We start from the raw sequence: 22933 nt of genomic DNA on the forward strand, positions 1-22933 counted from the left end.
GCAGGAATAATCGGTATTAATGGTATAGGGTGACATACTGGATGTCCCCTATTTGTCCACGGATGTCCCCCAATCCCTAGCAGAACACCCGGGCCTGTCCCCCTATCCATAGCCCCCTGCCCCGCAACGGACAGCGCACGCCGGACAGCCGATTCGCGCAACAGGCGCTGGAATGGGCTAAGATACGACTTCAGTAAACTTGGCTTTTGCCAAAGACGCAAATCCAGCGTAAAAGCAGAAACAATAATAATCAACGTCCTTCGATACAGGCACCATATGTACACGCACGAAGACCTTGCCCGGCTGCAATCGCAATCCCTGAAGATGCAGGGCTGGATCCGGCGGCAGACCTTCAGCCCCGCCAACGAGAAAACCCTCCGCCGCTTTTCTAGCTGGGAAGTGGCCGAGCTGATCTTCCAGATCAATCAGTCCACCTTCCGCGGTAAGCTGGCCGCCGATCCGAACCTTCCCCTCGGGGAAGTCGAAGAGGATGGCCGTCAGCGCTGGTTCAGCCTTGATGAGATCAACGAGCTGCGCCGCCGCGTCCGCATCAACAAGAAGTCGCTGATGCCCCCCCGCCCCGCCGGCAAGCGCGCCTTTCGCGCGGCGGTCGCGAACTTCAAGGGCGGCGCGGGCAAGTCCACCGTGGCCTTGCATCTCGCCCATGCCGCCGCGCTTGACGGCTACCGCGTCCTTGTCGTCGATTTCGACCCGCAGGCCACCCTGAGCCACTCGATGGGCCTGACCGATGTCGGCGAGGATCACACCGTCTGGGGCATCATGGCCCGCGATCTGGAACGCGAGACCGATCGGATGAACACCCCGACCGCAGGCGCGGAAAGCGGCACCGCCCTGCCCCAACGCAAGCTGCCCGCCTCGATCCGCGACATGGGCCTTGGCTCGCTGCGGCCTGCGGACTTCATCAAGCCGACCGCGTGGTCCACGATCGATATCGTGCCAAGCTGCGCCAATGCCGCCTTCGTCGAGTTCGCCAGCGCCCAGTATCGGCACCTCAATCCCGAATGGACCTTCTTCGGTGCCGTCTCGCGCTTCCTCGACAGCCTTGCCGACGATGCCTACGACCTGATCCTCTTCGACTGCCCCCCGGCCATCGGGTATCAGTCGATGAACGCGGTCTTTGCCGCCGACATGCTCTATATCCCTTCGGGTCCCGGCTACTGGGAATATGACTCGACCACCAGCTTCATCGGCCAGTTGGCCGAGGCGCTGGAAGACCTGTCCCATGGCTTCGAAAACTTCCCCACGGGGAAGATTTCGCTGCCCAAGGCCTTCGCCGACATTCGCTTCCTGATGACCCGTTACGAGCCCTCGAATGAATTGCATCAGGCGATGCTGAACGCCTTCCGGCAGGTTTTCGGCGACCGGATGGCCGAACACCCGATTGAGCTGACCCGCGCGGTCGAACAATCGGGCCGCTTCCTGTCGTCGATCTATGAGATCGATTACCGCGAGATGACCCGTGGCACATGGCGCCGCGCGCGGGCGACATTCGATCAGGCTTACGAGGAATTTCGCGCCCATGTTCTGCAGGCATGGGACAAGCTGGAGGATAAGGCATGAGCCGCAAGCGCCGCATGTTCGACATCGAAATCCCCGAGGATGAGCCGGAAACCTTCCCCGCGGGGAAGGATGAGCCGCGCGAGCAGCGTCGTGGCCCGATGGCGACCGCGATTGCCGAGACCGCAGAATCCAGCCGCGACCGCGCCGAGATCGAGGCGCAGATCCGTGCCGAAAACGATGCGCTGGCGCAGGAACATGTGCGCCTGAAACGCGCGGGCCTGATTACCGACATGATCCCGCTGGACGCCATCGACACCTACAAACTGACCCGCGACCGCGCGCCGGCCGCCGATTTCGAAATGACCGAACTGGTCGCATCGATCCGCGATATCGGTCTGTCGAACCCGATCAGGGTCGAGCAGGGGCGCGATGGCCGCTACGAATTGATCCAGGGCTGGCGGCGATTGTCGGCCTATCGGCAGTTGCTGGCAGAGACCGGCGATGCCGAGGCATGGGGCACGATCCCGGCAGGTATCGTTGCGCGCGGCGACCGGCTTGAGCAGCTTTACCGCCGGATGGTGGATGAAAATCTGGTCCGCAAGGACATCTCTTTCGCCGAGATGGCGCAACTTGCCGTGCATTACGCGATCGACCCGCACACCGCCGAACATGACCCGGAAAAGGCGGTGGCGATCCTGTTCAAATCGGCGGGCTACCAGAAGCGCAGCTATATCCGCAACTTCATCCCGGTCGTGCAGCGGCTGGGCGAGGTGCTGAAATATGCGCAGGACATTCCGCGCGCCTTGGGCCTGTCTCTGGCCCAGCGGCTGGAGGAAGTGCCGGGGATCGTTGCGGCGATCAAGACCGATCTTCATGACTGGGACGATCGGTCGGTCAAGGACGAACTCGACATTCTGCGGCGCTATGCGGGGCAGGGGGTCGATGCGCTGGAAGAGGGCGGTGAGCCGGTCAGGAAAGTCGCGGCGCCGGTGCCGCAGCAGGGCAAGGCCAAGACCACCTTCCAACTGGTGCGCCCGCAAGGCAGTGCGAAATGCACCGCCGCGAATGGCCGGTTGGAGATCAGATTGCCGCGTGACTTCTCGACCATCGACCGGCGAAAGCTGGAATCGGCGGTGGCGATGTTGCTGGATCAGATCGAATAGATCTTCCCCGCGGGGAAGGTTTTCCGGGGTGGAAAGGGCGGCTTTCGGGCCGCCCTTTCTCGTTCAACCCAGAAGATCGGTCGCCGGGTTCTCGGTGATCTCGACATCCGCATAGTAGCGCTGCGCCTGATTGGCACTGCGATGCAGGGAAAGCTGCATGGCGGCGGGCAGGGGCGCGCCGTCCAATGCCGCCTGGGTCAGGAAGCCCGACCGCAAACCATGGGCGCTGGCGAATTCGGGCGGGTATCCGGCAAGGGTCAGGCGATGGCGGACGACCGAGCGGATACTTTCGGGGCCAAGGCGGCGGGCCAGCACCCGGTCGGCCTGACTGACCGGGCGGAACAGTGGCCCGCGCAGGATACCGGCGAGGCTGATCCAATCCATGACCGCCCGAGCGGCGCGGCCCTTCAGCGGCAGGCGCGGGGCGTCGTCGGGGCCGGTGGTCTTGGTGGTCAGCAGCCTGATCCTCAGCAGCCCGGCGCTGTCGAATTCGCGGGCATCGATGTCGTCGCGGTTCAGGGCCGAAATCTCGGACCGCCTGCGCCCGCCCGAGGCCCATCCCAGCATCAGGATCGCCCGGTCGCGCAGACCGCGATGGCTGTGGTCGCAGGTCTTCAGCATCGCTTCGAGCACGGGCTTGGTGATCGGGTTCTCGGACTTCCGCTGCGTCGGTCTGGCGGCGGCACGGCGGGCGCGCCCACGCGCCTGCGAGACCAGCGGCGCGTCGAAGGGCGAGGGCAGGTTCTTCATCCGGTGGAAGGCCCGCCAGCTCGCCACGCGCCGGTCCAGCGTCGCGGGGGCCGGGCAGGCCAGCGTGCGGCGCAGTCCGGCGGCGATCAGGGCCAGCGCAACCTCTTGCGCCTTGCCGGGGCGGTCGGTCAGGTCCACGGCATGGTCGGTCAGGAAGCGCAGCGCCACGGCCTCACCCTCGGGCCAGGCGAGGGGTTCGCCGTAGCTGGCCTGCTTCCAGGCCGAGATGTAGGCGAGGTCGCGTTCCCATGCGCGGAGCGTGTTGGCAGGGGTGCCGCGGCGGTAGAGGTCGGCGAGGGCTTCCTCTTCGGCGGGGGTCAGGGAGAGGGGGGTGATTGGCAGGTCCATGGGCGGATTATGAGGGTGTGGAAGGGGGCAGTCAAGTTTGTTGATAAGGGAACATTATCGAATGTTAATGGGCAAAATCGCTGTTGTTTGAGTAATCCGCATTTTGTTGATAAATTGCGGATAAGAATGTAGGTCGCAGGCGGGTGGAAGTGGGTGCGATTCGTCCGGTTTCGCTCAGAGAATGGCGGATTTCGCAAGTCCGGCGGCGCGGGACATCACCGATAGCGGCGCAAAAGCCGCGATTCGCTGGTGGTTCAGCCTGTCCGAAAAAGATCCCGGTCGTGAAATGCGGTCGGGAGAGAGGATTGTCGTCGCGCGGCGGCGAACAAGACCCGAACCGTTCTATTTACGAAAAATCCTAATACACGATATTTCTAGTCGTGAAATAGGAACGGGCCGCTGGGCCGCAATCTGGAGATGATGATGGCCAAGGATCGGACAGTGGACGGGCTGCATCTGTCACGGCGGGGCGTCGTCGCCGGGGTTGCGGGTTTCGCTGCGGCGGCGCTGGCTGCACCGCATTTGCTGCGGGCAGAGGCGCTGAAGGAACTGCGCATCGACTTTGCGACCTATAACCCGGTGTCGCTGTTGCTGCGCGAGCAGGGCTGGCTTGAGGAAGAGTTCAAGGCGGACGGCACCGCGATCACATGGGTGCAGTCGGCGGGGTCGAACAAGGCGCTGGAATTTCTGAGCGCCAGTGCCATCGACTTTGGCTCGACTGCCGGGGCTGCCGCGCTGGTCTCGAAGATCAACGGCAATCCGATCAAATCGATCTACAGCTATTCGCGGCCTGAATGGACGGCGCTGGTGACGCGGCTCGATGCCGGGATCGCCTCGCCCGCCGATTTGGCGGGCAAGACGGTGGCGCTGACCCGGGGCACCGATCCGCATATCTTCCTGATCCGTGCATTGGCGGCGGTTGGGCTGACCGAGGCCGATATTACCCCGGTGCTGCTGCAACATGCCGATGGCCGCACCGCCCTGATCCGGGGCGATGTTGACGCATGGGCGGGGCTGGACCCGATGATGGCGGCAGCCGAGTTGGAAGATGGGGCGACGCTGTTTCATCGCGATCTGGAAGCCAACACGTTCGGCATTCTGAATGTCCGCGAGGAGTTTCTGGAACGCCAGCCCGAGACCGTTGCCCGCGTGCTGTCGGTCTATGAGCGTGCCCGCAAACATGCGCTGGATCACCCCGACGACCTGAAAGCGGTCGCGGTGAAGGTGACCGGGCTGGCGCCCGAGGTCATCGATTTGCAGATCGATGATCGTACCGACCTGACCCTGCCGCAAATCGGCCAGCCGCAGCGTGACGCGATCAGCGCGGCGGGGCTGGCGCTGCAACAAGCGGGGGTGCTGGACGCCTCGGTCGATGTTGCCCGCGCAGTGAATGACTTGCTGGAAGACCGCGCGCCAGAGGCGTGAGCCGCGAAAGGAGCCGCAGCATGACGGATATTCTCTCGGATACAGAAGCGCGAAAGCATCGGGATGCGCGTTCCGCGTTGTTCGAAAGGGCAGGGGGGCTGCGCAATGTGCCGCTGGCGGTCGGGTTGATCCTGCCGCTGTCGCTGGCATTGGTGTGGGAATTGGCGGTGGCGGCGGGGCTGAGCTCTGGCAGGCTGCTGCCGCCGCCTTCGGTCATCATCCAGACGCTTGGCGCGTTGTGGGGGCAGGGCGATCTGTCGGGTCATGCGCTGACGACGCTGTGGCGGGTGTTGGTGGGCTTCGGGCTTGGGGTCGCCGCCGGGACGATTGCCGGTGCGATCACCGGCTATTCCCGTGGAATCGCCCGTGTCCTGGACCCGACGGTCCAGGCGCTGCGGGCGATCCCCTCGATCGCCTGGGTGCCGCTGTTCATCCTGTGGTTCGGGATTTTCGAGCTGTCGAAGATCACCCTGATCGCGACCGGCGTGTTCTTTCCGGTCTATCTGGGGACGATGGATGCCATCCGCTCGGTCGATCGGAAAGTCGTCGAGGTGGGGCTGGTTCATCGCCTGTCCAGCCCGGCGATGATTGGCCGGATCATGCTGCCCGCGATTCTGCCGGCCTATGTGACCGCGCTGCGTTCGGGCCTTGGTCTGGGCTGGATGTTCGTCGTCGCCGCCGAGTTCATGGGCGCGTCGCGGGGGTTGGGCTATCTGCTGATCGATGGTCAGCAACTGGGCAAACCGGCGCAGATCGTCGCCGCCATCATCACCTTCGCGGTGCTGGGCAAGCTGACCGACAGCATTCTGGTGGCGGTGACGCGACCGCTGTTGCGGTGGGAAGACAGGTTCGGGCAGCGGGCTGACAGCCGTGCCGCCGCGAACAGGCAGGAGGTGGCGTGATGCTGTCCATCGAAAATCTGTCAAAGGTCTATCAGAACGGCACCCACGCTGTCGGCGGTCTGGATCTGTCGGTTGAGCCGGGCGCGATCGTGGCCATTGTCGGCGCCTCGGGCTGCGGCAAGTCCAGCCTGTTGCGGATCATCGCCGGGCTGGAACTGGCCAGCAGTGGCGTGGTCAAGATCGACGGCATCCCGCTTGATGGTCCGCATGACCGGATCGGGGTGGTGTTTCAGGAACCGCGCCTGCTGCCATGGCTGACGGTAAAGCAGAATGTCGGCTTCGGGCTGGCGCATTTGCCCCGTGAAGAACGGCTTTACCGGGCAGAGCTGGCCTTGCTGCTGGTGGGGCTGTCGAACAAGGCCAATGCATGGCCGCGCGAACTGTCGGGCGGGCAGGCGCAGCGGGTGGCGATTGCGCGGGCGCTGGTCAGCAGGCCCGATGTGCTGTTGCTGGATGAGCCGTTTTCGGCGCTGGACGCCTTTACCCGCGCAGATCTGCAACGGCATCTGCTGGAGATCTGGCGCGGCTCGGAAAGTCAGCCGACCATGATCGTCGTCACGCATGATCTGGATGAAGCGGTGGCGCTGGCCGACCGGATCATCGTCATGCGCCCCGATCCGGGTCGGATCATCGCGGAATTGCCGGTCAATCTGGCACGGCCAAGGCATCGCGCGCAGCCGGGCTTTGACGCTGTGCGGCATCGTCTGGTGGCGCTGTTGGACCGGCGCAGCGCCGATGCCGCGCTGCGGAGCGCCTGACATGGCGGAACCGTCGGGCCGCGTCATCTCAATCTCTACGTTCGAAAGGTAGCACCATGCCGGAACCTCAAAAGCCGCTGGATTTCCTGTGGTTCATTCCATCCTCGGGCGACGGCTCTTATCTTGGTAGCGATGATCTGAGCCGCCCGAACGACCCCGAATATTTCGCCGAGATCGCCCGCGCCGTGGACAGGCTGGGCTATTCCGGGGTGCTGATCCCGACGGGGGCTGCCTGCGAGGAATCCTTTGTGCTGGCCGCCCATCTGGCCGCGCAGACCGAGCGGCTGAAGTTTCTGGTGGCGATCCGCCCCGGCACCGCCTCGCCCTCGTATTACGCGCGGCTGGCATCGACCCTTGACCGGCTGTCGCGCGGGCGTCTGCTGATCAATATCGTCGTCGGCGGCAGTGAGCAGGAGCTGGCGGGCGACGGTATCTTCCTGAAGCATGACGAACGTTACGACCACGCGGTCGAGTTCTTTCAGGTGTTCAACGACCTGATCCATAACGGCCATGCCGACCTGGACGGGCGCTATATCAAGGCGCGGAATGCGCGGCTGGTGCTGCCACCGGCGCAGCAGCCTGCGCCGCCGCTGTATTTCGGCGGATCGTCGGATGCGGCCATCGAATTCGCGGGCGAGCATGTCGAGAAATATCTGACATGGGGCGAGCCTCCGGCGCAGGTGGGCGAAAAGATCGCCCGGGTGCGGGCCTCTGCGGCGAAGCGGGGGCGGAAGGTCAGCTTTGGTATCCGGTTGCATTTCATCGTGCGCGAAACGGATGAAGAGGCATGGGCCGAGGCGGATCGGCTGATCTCGCGGCTGTCGGATGACACGATTGCGGCGGCGCAAGAGGTGTTCCGCAAGCAGTCGGATTCGGTTGGGCAGCAGCGGATGGTGGCGTTGCATAACGGGCGGCGTGACCGGCTGGAAGTGTCGCCGAACCTGTGGGCGGGGGTTGGTCTGGTCCGCTCGGGGGCGGGGACGGCGCTGGTCGGGTCGCCTGCGACGGTGGCGGCGCGGCTGCGCGAATATCAGGCGCTTGGGATCGATACGGTGATCGCCTCGGGCTATCCGCATCTGGAAGAGGCGTATCGGGTGGCCGAGTTGCTGTTGCCCGAATTCGGGATCGGCCAGCCGGTCGCGCCCTTGCGCAATTCCTTTGGCGAAAAGCAGGTCTTCGGCGGCGGCGGGCATGGCGGGAATGTCCGCACCGCTGCGGCCGGTTCGTGAAACAGGATCAATCGGGCGCGTCGTCGCCAAGTTCAAGGACATCATCATGAGTTTCTCCCGTCTTCTTTCCCGCATCGCTGTGGCCGGGCTGCTAAGCTCGGTCGCGCTGCCCGCCGCTGCCGAGACGCTGCGCATCGGCTGGCAACAGATCGTCGAGCCGTCGCGGGTGGCGCAGGCCGACAAGAGTTATGAAGAGGCGACCGGCGCCGATATTCAGTGGAACCTGTTTGGCGGCGGCGCGGATGTGATCGCGGCGATTGCCTCGGGGTCGATCGATATCGGCTATGTCGGGTCGTCGCCGCTGACGGCTGCGGCCTCGCAAGGGTTGCCGATCGAGACGATCTACGTGGTCGGCAATATCGCCGATGCCGAGGCGCTGGCGGTGAAGGGGATCAGCAGTCCCGAAGAACTGAAGGGAAAGAAGATCGCGACGCCCTTCGTGTCCACGGCGCATTATTCGCTGCTGACGGCGCTGGATCATTGGGGGATCGCGCAAAACGATGTGCAACTGCTGAACCTTCGCCCGCAGGAAATCGCGGCGGCGTGGGAGCGGGGGGATATCGATGGTGCCTATATCTGGGATCCGGTGCTGAACCAGATCAAGGCGGGCGGCGGCGAGGTGCTGGCCGATAGCGCGGATGTGGCCGAATGGGGCGGGGCGACCTTTGACGCATGGATCGTGCGCAAGGAATTCGCCGAACAGCATCCCGAAATCGTCACCGCCTTCGTCAAGGTGACGGGCGAGATCACTGATGATTATCTGGCCGATCCCGCAGCCTGGGGTGCGGAATCCGAGAATGCGGCCAAGATCGCGGAGCTGACCGGCGCGCCTGCTGCCGACGTTCCGGCGCTGCTGGGCGGCTATGTCTTTGCCGGCCTGCAGGATCAGACCAGCGCAGATTTCCTTGGCGGCGCGACCGCCGAAGCGATCAAGGCCACGGCGCAGTTTCTGCAAGAGCAGGGATCGGCCACCGCGCTGGACGATTACAGCGGCGCGGTGAATGCGAGCTTCGCCGAGGCGGCGCAGAAAACCGAAACCGCGCAGAAATAGCGCATTGCCGGAGGGCCGCAGATGAGTTCGCTGAACCTTGCAGGGGTCTCGTTGCATTACGGGCCGGAACAGACCGGGCTGCCGGTGCTGCAGAACGTCTCGCTGAACCTTGCGCGGGGCGAATTCATCTCGGTCATCGGGCGGTCTGGATCGGGAAAGACCTCGCTTCTGAACCTTGCGGGCGGTTTCGTGGCGCCGTCCGCAGGGCGGGTCACGGTTGACGGCAAGCCTGTCACCGGGCCGGGGCCGGATCGGGCGGTGGTGTTTCAGGACGACGCGCTTTACCCGTGGCGCAGCGTTCGCGACAATGTGGCGCTGCCGCTGAAACTGCGTGGGATCGATGCGGCGACGCGGGCCGAAAAGGCGCGGGAATGGCTGGCCGCCGTGGGTCTGCAGGATCATCAGGACAAACATGTCTGGCAATTGTCGGGCGGTCAGCGGCAGCGGGTCGGGTTGGCCCGCGCGCTGGCGTCAGAGCCGGAATTTCTGCTGATGGACGAACCGCTTGGCGCGCTTGATGCGATGACCCGCGACCAGATGCATGAACTGTTGTTGAGCCTGTGGGAGGAAAGCCATGCAGGCGCATTGCTGATCACTCACAGCGTCGAGGAGGCAGTGTTTCTGTCCACCTCGGTCATCGTTCTGGCGCCGACGCCGGGCCGGATCGTTCACCGTGAAGAGTTCGAATTCGGTCGCCGCTACCTAGAGGGCGAAGATCCGCGCGCGCTGAAATCCGAGCCGGAATTCATCGATGCGCGCGAACGCCTGCTGGCGGCGATTTATGAGAAGGAGTTGGTTGATGGTTGATCTTCCGCTAACAGAAACACCCGCCCCGCGCCGTCGCCCGGCATTGTCATGGGCCCCCTATGTCGGCCTTGTCACCATTGGCGGGCTGCTGCTGTTGTGGACGCTCGCCTCGGCCTTCGGCTGGGCCTCGCCGGTCTTTCTGCCGTCGCCGGGCCGGGTATGGGACGCTTTCCTGCGGGTCGCGACCGAAGGTTATGCCAATGCCACGCTTGCCGAACATATCGCGGCAAGCCTGTGGCGGGTCTTTGCGGCACTGATCGCGGCGATGGTGGTGGGCGTCCCGGCTGGACTGCTGATCGCCACATCGCGCGTCGGGCGCGGCATCCTTGATCCGCTGATCGAGTTCATCCGGCCGCTGCCGCCGCTGGCCTATCTGCCGCTGATCATCATCTGGTTCGGCATCGGCGAGCCATCAAAAGTGCTGGTCATCGCCATTGCCATGTTGGCCCCTATCGTCATCTCGACCGTTTCGGGGGTGCGGGCTGCGTCGGACAGCCAGATTCAGGCGGCCCGGACATTCGGCGCGTCGCGATGGCAGGTGATCCGAGAGGTGATGGTGCCTGCCGCCTTGCCCTCGATCCTGACGGGTATCCGGATTGCGCTTGGCGCGGGCTGGACCACGCTGGTCGCGGCGGAACTGGTCGCGGCGACGCGCGGGCTTGGATATATGATCCAGTCGGCGGCGCAGTTTCTGGTCACCGATATGGTGATTGCCGGGATTCTGGTCATTTCCGCGCTGGCAACGATATCCGAGCTTGGTTTGCGATATATTGAGCGTCGTTATCTGCCATGGATCGGCAAATCCTGATCTGATTATTCATTCTGAAAACAACGCCCTGCATGCTGGACAGCATGCAGGGTTTTTCCATTCCAGCGATTCTGCAGCATTTCGGCAGGTTTCTGCCATATTCATATTGTTTAACAGGCCTGTGCGCTGTTATTTGACCATGTTTTTCGTCGTGAAGAGAAGAAATGCGTTTGGCGTAGCATTCTATTTCTTCCAGCGGATGCCGAGTCGCGACAGCCTTGTTCTCTGAAAATGAAATCAGGCTCTCTATATCGCCGCTTTGACGATCATTCTCTTTCTTTCCGGCTTATTGCCGCGATGCAGCGAAGAATATCTTCGCTGTTTCGGCAGCAACTACGAAATGGAAATCCGTCCCGGCTGCTTTTAAGACGATCACAGAAGTCGTGATTTAGAGGAAGACATGACACAGATTTCCATTGTCGGCCTGTCGGGCAACATCACTTCCCCATCGAAAACCCGCGCGCTGGTCGAGACCACGTTGTCACTGGCGGCTGACCGTCTGGACGCCTCGACCGAGCTGTTCGAGCTGGCCGATTTCGGCGACGATCTTGGCCGCGCCCGCAGGCTGGACGATCTGTCGCCCGAGGCGCGCGAGAAGGTTGCGCGGCTGTTGGCCGCCGATGCGATCGTGGTGGCGACGCCGACCTACAAGGCCAGCTATCCGGGCCTGTTCAAACATCTGATCGATCTTTTGGACCCGACCTCGCTGCGCCGCAAGCCGATCCTGGTGGCGGCGACGGGTGGCGGCGAAAAGCACGCCCTTGCCGTCGAACATCAGCTTCGCCCGCTGTTTGCGTTTTTCGAGGCGCGGGTTCTGTCCACCGCCGTCCATGTCTCGGACAAGGAATTCGAGAATGGCGCGTTGAAGGGCGAAGCCGCGCTGGAACGTCTGGAACGTGCCGTGTCCGAGTTGGACGAGATTTTCCCGGATGCGCGGCCGCTTCGCCTCGCTGCCGAGTGACCCTATCAGCAGGATCAAAACCATGACCGAACCCGTCAAATTCGCCTATTGGGTGCCGAACGTCTCGGGCGGCCTTGTCATCTCGAATATCGAGCAACGGACAAGCTGGACCCCGGAATACAACCGCAAGCTGGCCCAGATCGCCGAGCAGGCGGGGTTTGACTATGCGCTGAGCCAGATCCGTTTCACGGCGGGGTATGGGGCCGACAATCAGCATGAATCGGTCAGCTTCAGTCAGGATTTGCTGGCCCATACCGAAAAGCTGAACGTGATCGCGGCGCTTTTGCCCGGTCCGTGGAATCCGGCGCTGGCGGCCAAGCAGATCGCCACGATCAGCCACCTGTCGGGCGGTCGGATCGCGGTGAACGTGGTCTCGGGCTGGTTCCGGGGCGAGTTCGCGGCGATTGGCGAACATTGGCTGGACCATGATGAACGCTATCGCCGGTCCGAGGAATTCATCCGCGCGCTGCGGGGGATCTGGACCGAGGACAGCTTTACCTTCCGTGGCGATTTCTATCGGTTCAGCGATTACAGCCTGAAGCCGAAGCCGCTGGACCCGCTGCCCGAGATTTTCCAGGGCGGATCGTCGCGCGCCGCCCGTGACATGGCCGCCCGCGTGTCGGATTGGTATTTCACCAACGGCAACACCCCCGAGGGGCTGACCGCGCAGGTCGAGGATATTCGCGCCAAGGCCGCCGCCAATGGCCATAAGGTCAAGGTCGGCATCAACGCCTTCGCCATTGCCCGCGATACCGAGGCCGAGGCGAAAGCGGTGCTGGACGAGATCATCGGCAAGGCCAATCCCGACGCGGTGCAGGGCTTTGCGCATGAGGTGAAGAACGCCGGCAAGGCCAGCCCGGAAGGTGAGGGCAACTGGGCCAAATCCAGCTTCGAGGATCTGGTGCAGTATAATGACGGCTTCCGGTCGAACCTGATCGGCACGCCGCAGCAGATCGCCGAACGGATCATCGGGCTGAAGGATGCCGGGGCCGATCTGATCCTGCTGGGCTTCCTGCACTTCCAGGAAGAGGTCGAATATTTCGGCAAGCACGTCCTGCCGCTGGTCCGCCAGCTAGAGGCCGAACGTGCGCGCGAGGCTGTGGCCGCCGAATAGGCGGTCACCACCACCCACCGTCCCCGAGGTTCCCATGACTTCCGCCGCTTTTCTGCGGACGATTCCGGCTGCCGTCCTGTTGCCGGAATTCAGCGCCGCGTTCGATACGACCCTGCCGCGAGCTGCGGTGCCTGATCTGGCGCTTGGGCTGGAGGGAATCGAGCTGCATTTCGGCGGTATCCGCGCGCTGAAGGATGTGTCGCTGGACCTGCGGGCGGGTGAGATTCGGGCGGTAATCGGGCCGAACGGGGCGGGGAAATCGTCGCTGGTCAATGTGATCAGCGGGCTTTACCGGCCCGACCGGGGACGGATCGTGTTGAACGGGCGTGCCTTTGCGCATGTGCCCTCGCAGCGTCTGCCGCAGCTTGGCGTGGCGCGGACGTTTCAGAATCTCGCATTGTTTCCCGGGCTGACTGTTGCTCAGAACATCGCCTCGGGTTGGGTTTTCCGTCGCCGTTTCGGCCTGCTTGCGCATCTGGCGGGCCTTCCCGCTGCGCGACGGGAAACCCGCAGCGTCGATGACCGGGTCGATCAGGTGGCCGCGTTCCTGGGGCTATCTTCCCATCTCGATCGCCCGGTCGCGACGCTGCCTTACGGTTTGCAGAAACAGGTCGAGCTGGCCCGCGCGCTGGTGGCCGAGCCGCGTCTTTTGCTGCTGGACGAGCCGATGGCGGGCCTGACCGCGACCGAGAAAGCCGAAATGACCGGCCATATCCGCGCCGTCCGCGAAAGCCTTGGGCTGGCCGTCATCCTGATCGAGCATGATATCGGCGTGGTCATGGACCTGTCCGACCGGGTGGCGGTGCTGGATCACGGCAGCAAGATCGCCGACGGCACCCCTGCCGAAGTGCGCCGCGATCCCGATGTGATCCGCGCCTATCTGGGGGCAGAGGCCGCGTAATGGATTGGTATGCCTTCCTTTTCGCGGTCGAGGTTGCCGTGGGCGGCCTTTTGTCCGGCGTCATGTATGCGCTGGTCGCGATTGGCTTCGTGCTGATCTACAAGACTTCGGGCGTTCTCAATTTCGCGCAAGGGTCGATGGTGCTGTTTGCGGCACTGACCTTTGTAAGCCTTGTCGAACATGGCGTGCCCTTTGCCGGTGCGCTTCTGTTGACACTGGCCGCGATGACCGCGCTTGGCTTTGCGATTGAGCGCACGGTGCTGCGGCCCTTGGCCAACCGCTCGCCCATGACGCTGTTCATGGCGACGCTGGGCCTTGCCTATGTGATCGAGGGCGCGGCGCAACTGATCTGGGGGACGCAGGTTCACCGGCTGGATCTGGGCATCTCGAATGCGCCGTTCGAGGTGGGGGGTATCTTCATTTCCACCTTCGATCTGGTTGCGGCGGGGATCGCGGCGGCAATGGTCGCGATCCTGACTGCGTTCTTTCGGTTCACCCGGACCGGGTTGTCCTTCCGCGCCGTGGCCGACGATACCTTCGCGGCGATGGCGGTGGGCCTGCGCCTGAACCGGATTCAGGCGGCGGTCTGGACGGCGGCGGGGGCGGTGGCGCTGGTCGCCGGGCTGCTTTGGGGCGCGCGGCTGGGCGTGCAGTTCAGTCTGTCACTGATCGTGCTGAAGGCGTTGCCGGTTCTGGTGCTGGGCGGGTTCGATTCGATCCTTGGCGCGATTGTCGCCGGGCTGATCATCGGCGCGTCCGAGAAGCTGGCCGAGGTCTATCTGGGCCCGTTCGTCGGCGGCGGCATCGAGGGCTGGTTCGCCTATGCGGTGGCGCTGGTGGTGCTTCTGGTCAGGCCGTCGGGCCTGTTCGGCAAGAAGCTGGTCGAGAGGTTCTAGGCCATGTCCGTCACCGCTGCCACCATTCGCCCGGTAATCCCCGCGCAGACCATCGCCATCCTGATCCTGCTTGCGCTGGCCTTCATCGCTGTCCCGCATCTGGCCTCGCCCTATGTGATCGAGGCGATCCTGCTGCCCTTCCTTGCTTTGTCGCTGGCGGGTCTTGGGCTGAACCTGCTGACGGGTTACGCGGGGCAGGTGTCGCTTGGCTCGGCGGCGTTCATGGCGGTGGGCGCTTTTGCCGCCTATAATTTCAACCTGCGGCTTGGCCTGCCGTTGCCGGTGACGCTGGTGCTGGCGGCCACGACCGCTGCCGCCGTGGGGCTGGTCTTTGGCCTGCCATCGCTGCGGCTTCGCGGTTTCTATCTGGCCGTCTCGACCCTTGCCGCGCAGTTCTTCGTGCAATGGGCGCTGACCAAGTTCGGCTGGTTTTCGAACAACAGCCCTTCGGGCGTGATCGCGGCCCCGTCGCTGGCCTTTGCGGGGCTGAGCTTTGACACGCGGGAAGGGCGCTATCTGCTGTCGCTCAGCATCGTGACGCTGGTGACGTTCCTTGTTCACCGGCTTGTCAACGGTCCCGAGGGCGTCAACCTGATCGCCGTCCGCGACAATGAAACCTCCGCTCGCGTCATCGGCATCCCGGTGCTGCGGACGAAGCTGTGGGCCTTTGCGCTGTCCTCGGCCATTATCGGTCTGGCCGGGGTGCTGTGGGCCTTTACCTATCTGCGCACGGTCGAGCCTGCGGGCTTCAACCTCGACCGATCCTTCCAGATCCTTTTCATCGCCATCATCGGCGGTCTGGCCACCATCCGCGGCGCGTTTCTTGGCGCGGCGCTGATCGTGGTGTTTCCGCTGCTGCTGGCCCGGCTGTCGGGGTTCTTCTTCGACGGCAGCATCGATGCGGGCGTGGTCAAGCTGGTCGAACGGATCGTGCTTGGCACCGTCATCATCGCCTTCCTCATCGCCGAACCGAACGGGCTGTCCGCCATGCTTGACCGTGCCACGCGGCGGCTTCGCAGCCTGTTCGGTCGGTCCTGACTTAACCAGAACCGGAGTTATCCATGTCTTTCCTGAAACGTATCGCGCCCGCCCTGCTGGCGGCCAGCATCCTGACCGGAGGCGCGACCGCCAGCCTTGCCGACGAACAGCACTTCCCGCTGCAATCCTATCGCGTCGGTCCCTATGCGGCGGGCGGCACCGGCTTTTTCGGCGGCTTCATCGATTATCTGAACCTGATCAACACGCGCGACGGCGGCGTGAACGGCGTCAAGCTGACATGGTCCGAGGGCGAGACCGAATATGAGGTCGAAAAGGGTGTCGAGGTCTATCAGCGCCTGAAATCAAACCCCGGCATCGCCGCGTGGAACCCGCTATCGGTGGGCATCGCCTATGCGATGATCGATGGTGTGACCGAGGATCAGACGCCGCTGCTGACCATCAACCACGGCCGCACCGACACCACCGATGGCCGGGTTTTCCCCTATGTCTTCCCGCTGCTGCTGAACCCCTATTCGGAAACCTCGGGGATCATCAATTACATCGCCTCGAAAGAGGGCGGGCACGAGGCGCTGGCGGGCAAGAAGATCGTCGTGCTGTATCACGGCTCGCCCTATGGCAAGGAAACCATCCCGATCTATGAGTTGCTGGCCGAGAAATACGGCTTTGAATTGCAGCAGATCGAGGTGCCGCATCCCGGCAACGAACAGCAGGCGCAATGGCTGACCATCCGGCGCGAGCGGCCCGATTACGTGGTGCTGCGTGGCTGGGGTGTGATGAACCCGGTGGCGCTGACGACGGCGCAGCGGAACGGTTTCCCGGCGGATCGGATCATCGGCAATGTCTGGTCGAATTCCGAAGAGGACGTGACGCCGGCGGGCGACGCGGCCATCGGCTATACCGCGATCACCACGCAGGCATCGGGCACCGATTACCCGGTCGTGCAGGAGATCGAGGACAAGATTTACGGCGCCAACCTTGGCAACCTGTCCGATCCGGCGCGGATCGGCTCGGTCTATCATAACCTTGGCATCGTCAACGGCATCCTGAACGTCGAGGCGATCCGCATCGCCCAGGCCCGTTTCGGCAATCGCACCCTGACCGGGGATGAGGTTCGTTGGGGCTTTGAGCATCTGCAATTGTCGCCCGAGCGGGTGAAAGAGGTGGGCGCGGAGAACCTGTTCCACTCGATCAACGTCACCTGGGACAATCACGAGGGTGAAGGCTACGTGACCTTCCAGCAATGGGATGGCCAGAAATGGAATGTCATCTCTGACTGGATCGCGCCGGACTGGGCCTTGCTGCGCCCGATCATCGAGGCGTCCTCGGAAGCCTATGCCGCCGAGAAGGGGCTGACCCTGCGGACCGAGGCGGATGTGGACACCGTCGCAAGCCCGGCCAGCAACTAAGGCAGGGCAGGGGGCGGCAACGCCCCCGCCATTCCCGCGGAGTATCCGATGTCCGACGTGCTTCTGGAATTCGACAATGTCTCGGTCCGTTATGCGGGCGCGATTGCGGCGCTGCACGGCGTCAGCCTGAAGGTCCACAAGGGCGAGATCGTGGCGCTGCTGGGCGCGAATGGCGCGGGCAAGACGACGCTGCTGAAAGCCGCCTCGAACCTGCTTCCGGCAGAGCGCGGGCAGATCACCGGCGGGCACATCCTGTTTCGCGGGCGCGACGTGACCGGCAGCAGCCCGCATGACCATATCCGCAAGGGTCTGGTCCCGGTGCTGGAAGGGCGGCGGCTGTTCCGGTCGCTGACCATCGAGGAAAACCTGATTACCGGCGCGGTCGGTCGCGGCCTGCGTCGCGCCGCCATCGCTGACGGGCTGGAGCAGGTTTATACGCTCTTCCCCCGGCTCAGAGACCGCCGCCTGTCGGTGGCCGGTCTGACCTCGGGCGGAGAGCAGCAGATGGCCGCCATCGGACGCGGGCTGATGGCGCGGCCCGATCTGTTCGTGCTGGACGAGCCGTCGATGGGGCTTGCGCCGCTGGTGGTGGCGGAAATCTTCGACGCGCTGACCCGGCTGAATACCGAAACCGGGCTGACGATCCTTGTGGCCGAGCAAAATTCCTCGGTCGCGCTGCGTCATGCCCACCACGCGACGGTCATCGAAAATGGCCGCAGCACACTCAGCGGGCGGGCCAGCGATCTGGCCGCGCGCGACGACATCAAGGCCAGCTATCTGGGCGGCCACGCCGCCTGAAACCCAACCTTTCAAGGAGCCGATCCCATGACCATCCACACCGTCCCCGATCCCAAGGGCGCGCCGGTTCCCCCGGTCGCCCGCCCCGCCGAGCCTGCCCACATCATCACCTCGGAAGCCGAGGCCATCGAAATCGCCCAGCGTCTTGCCGCCGATTTCGCCAAGGGCGCGTCCGAGCGTGACCTGAACCGCATCTGGCCGCAGGCCGAACTTGACGCCTTCTCGCAAAGCGGGCTGTGGGCGATTGGCGTGCCTAAGGAATATGGCGGGCTTGATGCATCCTGGGTGACGATCAACCGGGTGATCGCGATCATCTCCGAGGCCGATCCCTCGCTTGGCCAGATCCCGCAGAACCATCTGGGCGTGGTGGCGGCGATCCGCACCGTCTCGGACCCGGATCAAAAGGATCTGCTGTTCGCAGAGGTGCTGAAGGGCACGCGCTTCGGCAACGCCTTCTCGGAATTCGGCTCGAAACGGGCGGCGGATTTTGAGACCACCTTCACCGATCAGGGCGATCATGTCGTGGTGAACGGGCGGAAATTCTACGCCTCGGGTGCGCTGCTGGCGCATCTGGTGCCGATTGTTGCGCTGGACGATGAGGGCCGCGCCTTCTACGCCATTGCCGATCGCGGGGCCGAAGGGCTGTCGGTGATCGACGACTGGTCCAGCTTTGGCCAGCGCACCACCCTGTCGGGCACGGTGACGCTGGACAATGTGCGGGTGCCGAAAACCCATGTGGTGCCGGGCTATAAAGGCTATGCCGAGCCTTCGGCGGATGGTGCGATCTTCCAGATCATTCAGGCGGCGGTCGATCTTGGCATTGCCCGCGCGGCGATCCGCGACACCATCGATTTCGTCAAGAACCGTTCACGGGCATGGGTGGATAGCGGCGTCGATCACGCCAGCGAAGATCCCTATACCATTCAGGCGATTGGCGACCTGACGATCCGCGCCAATGCTGCCGAGGCTTTGCTGGACCGTGCCGGTCTGGCCGTCGATGCAGCCGTTGCCGCGCCCGATGAAACCAGCGTGGCCAAGGCCCAGATCGCGACTGCCGAGGCGAAGGTGCTGACCACCGAAATCGCCATTCAGGCGACGAACAAGCTGTTTGAACTGGCAGGCACCCGCGCGACTTTGGCCGAGCATAATCTGGACCGGCATTGGCGGAATGCGCGCACGCATACTTTGCATGATCCGGTGCGGTGGAAATATGCCATCGTCGGCAACTATTATCTGAACGGAATCAATCCGCCGCTGCATGCGTGGAGCTGACAAAGCAGGGCGGCGAGCCATCGCCGCCCGCATCTCTGAGGGCATCAGATGACCGAGCATTTTCCGGCAGACAGAGAGTGGGCCTCGGTCGCCATCATCGGCGGCGGCCTTTCCGGTGCGGCGGTTGCCTATCATCTGGCGCATCAGGTGCCGTCCGAGGCGGTCAGAATCACCGTCATCGAGCCGCGTGGAGAGTTGGGGCAGGGCGTTGCCTATGGCACCATCGACCCCGCCCACCGCCTGAACGTGCCGCATGCAACGATGACGCTGACCACGGCAGAGCCTGACCATTTCGCGCGCTGGCTTAGGGAAACGACGACTGCCGCCCCCGACTGGCTGACGCCGGATGGACGGATTTTCCCGCCGCGCGCGGTCTTTGGTCGTTATGTCGCGGACCAGATCCAGCCGCTGATCGAAACGGGCCGCATCCGGCATTTGGGGCTGCGCGCCGTCGATGTCTTTCCCGATCAGGGCGGCTACGGGATCATTCTGGAAAATGGCGACCGACTTTTCGCCGATGTGGTTGTGCTGGCGGTCAGCCATCCACCGCCCGGCCTGCCGACCGAACTTGGCGCTTTGGCGGGTCATCCGGTCCTGATCGCGGACCCTTTCGCGCGCGGCGCATTGAACGAAATTCAGCCGGATGAACGGGTGCTGATCGTCGGTTCGGGCCTGACCGGGGCGGATATGGTCGCCTCGCTGTCGCAGCGGCTTGATCCGGGGCATGTGCATCTGTTGTCGCGGCATGGCTGGCGCTCGCAGCCGCATGGCCCGGACCAGAACGAGACAACCGCCGATTTCGCCACCGCGCCCGCCCGAACGACGCTGGCACTGTTGCGGCGGATTCGCGCGGCTTTGGCCCGCGATGCCGCAGAGGGTTTGACCTGGCATGCCAGTTTCGACCGTCTCAGGGGACAGGCCAATGCGATCTGGGCGGCGCTGCCGGTGCATGAGCGGCGACGGCTGCTGCGACATCTGCGCGGATTGTGGGACATCCATCGCTTCCGCATCGCGCCGCAAACCCACGAGGCGTTGTTGAGCGCCGAGGCCTCGGGGCGGCTGACCGCCCATACCGGACGGATCACGGCGTTGCGGTTGCGCGGCGCCTCGGTCCAGCTTGATATCCGGCGGCGCGGATCGGACAGCATCGCCACGATTGACGTTGACCGCGTCATCCTTGCGACCGGCCCGGCACATGGCCGGATCACCGAGACCCACCAATTGCTGCGCCGGATGGCCGAGCGGCGGATGCTGCGGGCGGACGATCTGAAACTGGGGCTGAAAGTGTCTTCGGTCGGAGAGGTGATCGACGGCGCGGGCGCGGTCTTGCCGAACCTGCTGGTCGCCGGTCCCCTGGCGCGTGCCTCGGTCGGCGAGTTGATGGGGGTGCCCGAGATCACCGCCTGGGCCGAACATATCGCCCGGGCGGCGGCGGGGTTGAGCATGCGGAGCCGTGTCGGCGATTGAGGCTGCGGCGATTTGCGCGACCTGTCCTGCATAGGGTCGTTCCGTTATTCCCATACAAAACATTCCGCGAAGTCAGCCGGTTGCCGGGGCAGGGCGGTCGTCCGATGATTGACACAAAACGGACAGGCAACCGTTACGCGACTGTCTCATCCCCGGCCTAGGGTCCGCGCACTCGGTTTTCCAGGAGTTGCCATGACCGCCCGCCTTCTTTCCGCCGCCTCGGCCCTTGCCCTTATGGCGAGCCCCGCGCTGTCCGACAGTTTCAATCGTATCGCCAGCTTTCCGGTCATCGCGAACATGGCCGATGGCGAGGATACCAGCCGCCCATCTTCGGCCGAGATCATCTCGGTTTCGGAAGATGGCAATACGTTGATCTATACCGACAGCCCGTTGGGCGTGGTCGGGCTGATCGACATCACCGATGCCGCCGCGCCGAAGCCGTTGGGCAATATCGCCATGCAGGGCGAGCCGACCACGGCGCATATCGTCGGCGGCAAGGCGTTCGTCGGCGTGAACACCTCGGAAAGCTATACCGAGCCGTCGGGCCGTCTGTCGGTCGTCGATATCGCCAGCGCGACAGAGACTGGCTCTTGCGATCTGGGCGGTCAGCCGGACTCGGTGGCGATTGCGCCCGATGGCAGCTTCCTTGCCGTCGCCATTGAGAATGAGCGTGACGAGGATGCCGGCGACGGTGGTTTGCCGCAGATGCCTGCGGGCTTCGTGGTGAAGCTGCCGATCGCGGATGGCGATGTCGATTGCGGCCAGCTTCAGAAGATCGACCTGACCGGATTGGCGGCGGTTGGCGGCGATGACCCTGAGCCGGAATTCGTCGATATCAATGAAAACGGCGAAATCGTCGTGACCTTGCAGGAAAACAACCACATCGTCGTTATCGGTGCTGACGGTGCGGTGGCCTCGCATTTCGATGCGGGCTCGGTCGTGCTTGAGAATGTGGATACCAAGACCTATGGTCGCCTGTCCTTTACCGAAACCACTGGCTCGATCCCCCGAGAGCCGGATGGGGTGAAATGGATCGATGCCGATCATTTCGCCACGGCGAACGAGGGCGATTGGAAGGGTGGCAGCCGTGGCTTCACCATCTTCAACAAGGACGACACGGTCGTCTTCGAATCCGGTGCCTCACTGGAGCGCGCGATTGCCGAGATCGGTCATTACCCCGAGAAACGCTCGCGCGCGAAGGGCGTCGAGATCGAGAGCGTCGAGTTCGCGCGCTTCGGGGACACGCCCTATCTGTTCGTCGTCTCGGAGCGGTCCTCGGTCGTTGCGGTCTATGACCTGACCGATCCCGCCGCGCCGGAACTGTTGCAGATCCTGCCTTCGGGGATCAGCCCGGAAGGTGCGGTTGCCATTCCGTCGCGCAATCTGCTGGTCACCGCGAACGAGGCCGATCTGGGTGAAGACGGCGCGGCGCGCGCGCATGTGATGATCTTCGAGCGTCAGGATGTAGAGCCCACCTATCCGATGCTGACTTCGGCAGGGACGGCGGATCTGATCGGATGGGGGGCGCTTGGTGCGCTGGCCTCGGCCGATGGCAAGATCTTCGCCGCTTCGGACAGTGTCTATTCTGCGATGCCGTCGATTTATGAGATCGACGTGACCGCAACCCCCGCCCGGATCGTCGGGCAGACGGTTGTCACCCGTAACGGCGATGCGGCGCAGAAGCTGGATATCGAGGGCATCACCGCTGACGGCGAAGGCGGGTTCTGGCTGGCGAATGAGGGTGACGCGGCCAAGCTGGTGCCGCATGCGATCCTGCATGTGGATGCGGACGGCGAGATCACCGATGAGATCGGCCTGCCGGTCGAATTGCTGGCGCATCAGACCCGCTTTGGCGCCGAGGGGATCGCAAAAGTTGGCGATACCCTGTGGGTGGCGATGCAGCGGGAATGGGGCGACGATCCCGAGGGGCAGGTGAAGCTGCTGGCCTATGATCTGGAGGCCGAGGAATGGGGCGCGGTGCGCTATCCGCTCGAGGCGAAGGGCGAGGGCTGGATGGGTCTGTCGGAAATCGCGGTGAACGGCGATCATGCCTATCTGATCGAGCGCGACAATCTGATCGGCGATCAGGCGCAGGTGAAGAAGATTTTCCGCGTCGCCTTGGCCGATCTGACCCCCGCAGCGCTGGACGGCGATCTGCCGGTGGTCGCCAAGGAAGAAGTCCGCGATCTGATCCCGGAGCTGAAGGCGCTGACCAATGGCTATGTCGTGGACAAGGTCGAGGGTCTGACCTTCGATGCCGAAGGCAATGCATGGGTCGTGACCGATAATGACGGTGTCGATGACAGCTCTGGCGAGACGCTGTTCTGGAGCCTCGGCAAGCTCTGAATGACGAAGCC

The 22933-nt window shown here is 63.8% G+C and carries 20 protein-coding genes; 19 read left to right on the forward strand and 1 reads right to left on the reverse strand.

Features of this window, described 5'->3' with window-relative positions; all coding sequences use genetic code 11:
- Nucleotides 1-276 precede the first annotated feature (276 nt).
- On the forward strand, nucleotides 277-1581 hold the full coding sequence (locus tag JJJ17_RS16225) for an AAA family ATPase (RefSeq protein ID WP_200688259.1): 1305 nt from the start codon (nucleotides 277-279) through the stop codon (nucleotides 1579-1581).
- A complete protein-coding gene (locus JJJ17_RS16230; protein WP_200688260.1) occupies nucleotides 1578-2684 on the forward strand; it encodes a ParB/RepB/Spo0J family partition protein in 1107 nt (368 codons plus the stop codon). The genes JJJ17_RS16225 and JJJ17_RS16230 overlap by 4 nt, the downstream gene beginning before the upstream one ends.
- 63 nt (nucleotides 2685-2747) lie before the next feature.
- Here JJJ17_RS16230 and JJJ17_RS16235 read toward each other — a convergent pair whose 3' ends face one another.
- On the reverse strand, nucleotides 2748-3782 hold the full coding sequence (locus tag JJJ17_RS16235; protein ID WP_200688261.1) for a tyrosine-type recombinase/integrase: 1035 nt from the start codon (nucleotides 3780-3782) through the stop codon (nucleotides 2748-2750).
- A gap of 423 nt (nucleotides 3783-4205) precedes the next feature.
- Between JJJ17_RS16235 and JJJ17_RS16240 the strand changes: the two genes are divergently transcribed.
- From JJJ17_RS16240 to JJJ17_RS16320, 17 genes are all read left to right on the forward strand, one after another.
- Nucleotides 4206-5207 carry an aliphatic sulfonate ABC transporter substrate-binding protein gene (locus JJJ17_RS16240; RefSeq protein ID WP_200688262.1) on the forward strand — a complete coding sequence of 334 codons (1002 nt, stop codon included), beginning with the start codon at nucleotides 4206-4208 and terminating at the stop codon, nucleotides 5205-5207.
- Between the two features lie 20 nt (nucleotides 5208-5227).
- A complete protein-coding gene (locus tag JJJ17_RS16245; protein ID WP_200688263.1) occupies nucleotides 5228-6109 on the forward strand; it encodes an ABC transporter permease in 882 nt (293 codons plus the stop codon).
- Nucleotides 6109-6867 carry an ABC transporter ATP-binding protein gene (locus tag JJJ17_RS16250; RefSeq protein ID WP_200688264.1) on the forward strand — a complete coding sequence of 253 codons (759 nt, stop codon included), beginning with the start codon at nucleotides 6109-6111 and terminating at the stop codon, nucleotides 6865-6867. The genes JJJ17_RS16245 and JJJ17_RS16250 overlap by 1 nt, the downstream gene beginning before the upstream one ends.
- A gap of 56 nt (nucleotides 6868-6923) precedes the next feature.
- A complete protein-coding gene (ssuD, locus tag JJJ17_RS16255) occupies nucleotides 6924-8096 on the forward strand; it encodes an FMNH2-dependent alkanesulfonate monooxygenase (RefSeq protein WP_200688265.1) in 1173 nt (390 codons plus the stop codon).
- A 46-nt stretch (nucleotides 8097-8142) separates the two neighbouring features.
- The gene (tauA, locus tag JJJ17_RS16260; RefSeq protein WP_200688266.1) at nucleotides 8143-9147 is read left to right on the forward strand and encodes a taurine ABC transporter substrate-binding protein; all 1005 of its coding nucleotides are present in this window, start codon (nucleotides 8143-8145) and stop codon (nucleotides 9145-9147) included.
- A 21-nt stretch (nucleotides 9148-9168) separates the two neighbouring features.
- Complete coding sequence (locus tag JJJ17_RS16265; protein ID WP_200688267.1) at nucleotides 9169-9954, forward strand: taurine ABC transporter ATP-binding protein; 786 nt, start codon at nucleotides 9169-9171, stop codon at nucleotides 9952-9954.
- Nucleotides 9947-10762, forward strand: coding sequence for an ABC transporter permease subunit (locus tag JJJ17_RS16270; protein ID WP_200688268.1), 816 nt, complete (start codon nucleotides 9947-9949; stop codon nucleotides 10760-10762). The genes JJJ17_RS16265 and JJJ17_RS16270 overlap by 8 nt, the downstream gene beginning before the upstream one ends.
- Nucleotides 10763-11162: 400 nt before the next feature.
- On the forward strand, nucleotides 11163-11723 hold the full coding sequence (locus JJJ17_RS16275; protein WP_200688269.1) for an NAD(P)H-dependent oxidoreductase: 561 nt from the start codon (nucleotides 11163-11165) through the stop codon (nucleotides 11721-11723).
- A gap of 22 nt (nucleotides 11724-11745) precedes the next feature.
- Nucleotides 11746-12837, forward strand: a complete 1092-nt coding sequence (gene sfnG / locus JJJ17_RS16280; protein ID WP_200688270.1) for a dimethylsulfone monooxygenase SfnG — start codon at nucleotides 11746-11748, stop codon at nucleotides 12835-12837.
- Between the two features lie 34 nt (nucleotides 12838-12871).
- The gene (locus JJJ17_RS16285; protein WP_200688271.1) at nucleotides 12872-13738 is read left to right on the forward strand and encodes an ABC transporter ATP-binding protein; all 867 of its coding nucleotides are present in this window, start codon (nucleotides 12872-12874) and stop codon (nucleotides 13736-13738) included.
- Entirely contained in the window at nucleotides 13738-14634 is an 897-nt protein-coding gene (locus JJJ17_RS16290) for a branched-chain amino acid ABC transporter permease (RefSeq protein WP_200688272.1), read from the forward strand. Before JJJ17_RS16285 ends, JJJ17_RS16290 begins: the two co-directional genes overlap by 1 nt.
- Nucleotides 14635-14637: 3 nt before the next feature.
- Nucleotides 14638-15672 carry a branched-chain amino acid ABC transporter permease gene (locus JJJ17_RS16295; RefSeq protein WP_200688273.1) on the forward strand — a complete coding sequence of 345 codons (1035 nt, stop codon included), beginning with the start codon at nucleotides 14638-14640 and terminating at the stop codon, nucleotides 15670-15672.
- A gap of 23 nt (nucleotides 15673-15695) precedes the next feature.
- Entirely contained in the window at nucleotides 15696-17039 is a 1344-nt protein-coding gene (locus tag JJJ17_RS16300; protein WP_200688274.1) for an ABC transporter substrate-binding protein, read from the forward strand.
- 48 nt (nucleotides 17040-17087) lie between these two features.
- Nucleotides 17088-17837: an ABC transporter ATP-binding protein gene (locus tag JJJ17_RS16305; RefSeq protein WP_200688275.1), complete on the forward strand. Its 750-nt coding sequence runs from the start codon at nucleotides 17088-17090 to the stop codon at nucleotides 17835-17837.
- A gap of 27 nt (nucleotides 17838-17864) precedes the next feature.
- Nucleotides 17865-19109, forward strand: a complete 1245-nt coding sequence (locus tag JJJ17_RS16310; protein ID WP_200688279.1) for an SfnB family sulfur acquisition oxidoreductase — start codon at nucleotides 17865-17867, stop codon at nucleotides 19107-19109.
- 48 nt (nucleotides 19110-19157) lie between these two features.
- Nucleotides 19158-20576: an FAD/NAD(P)-binding protein gene (locus JJJ17_RS16315; protein ID WP_200688281.1), complete on the forward strand. Its 1419-nt coding sequence runs from the start codon at nucleotides 19158-19160 to the stop codon at nucleotides 20574-20576.
- Between the two features lie 192 nt (nucleotides 20577-20768).
- Nucleotides 20769-22922 carry an esterase-like activity of phytase family protein gene (locus JJJ17_RS16320; RefSeq protein ID WP_200688285.1) on the forward strand — a complete coding sequence of 718 codons (2154 nt, stop codon included), beginning with the start codon at nucleotides 20769-20771 and terminating at the stop codon, nucleotides 22920-22922.
- Nucleotides 22923-22933 lie beyond the last annotated feature (11 nt).

The organism is Paracoccus caeni, from assembly GCF_016629665.1.
Lineage (GTDB): Bacteria > Pseudomonadota > Alphaproteobacteria > Rhodobacterales > Rhodobacteraceae > Paracoccus > Paracoccus caeni.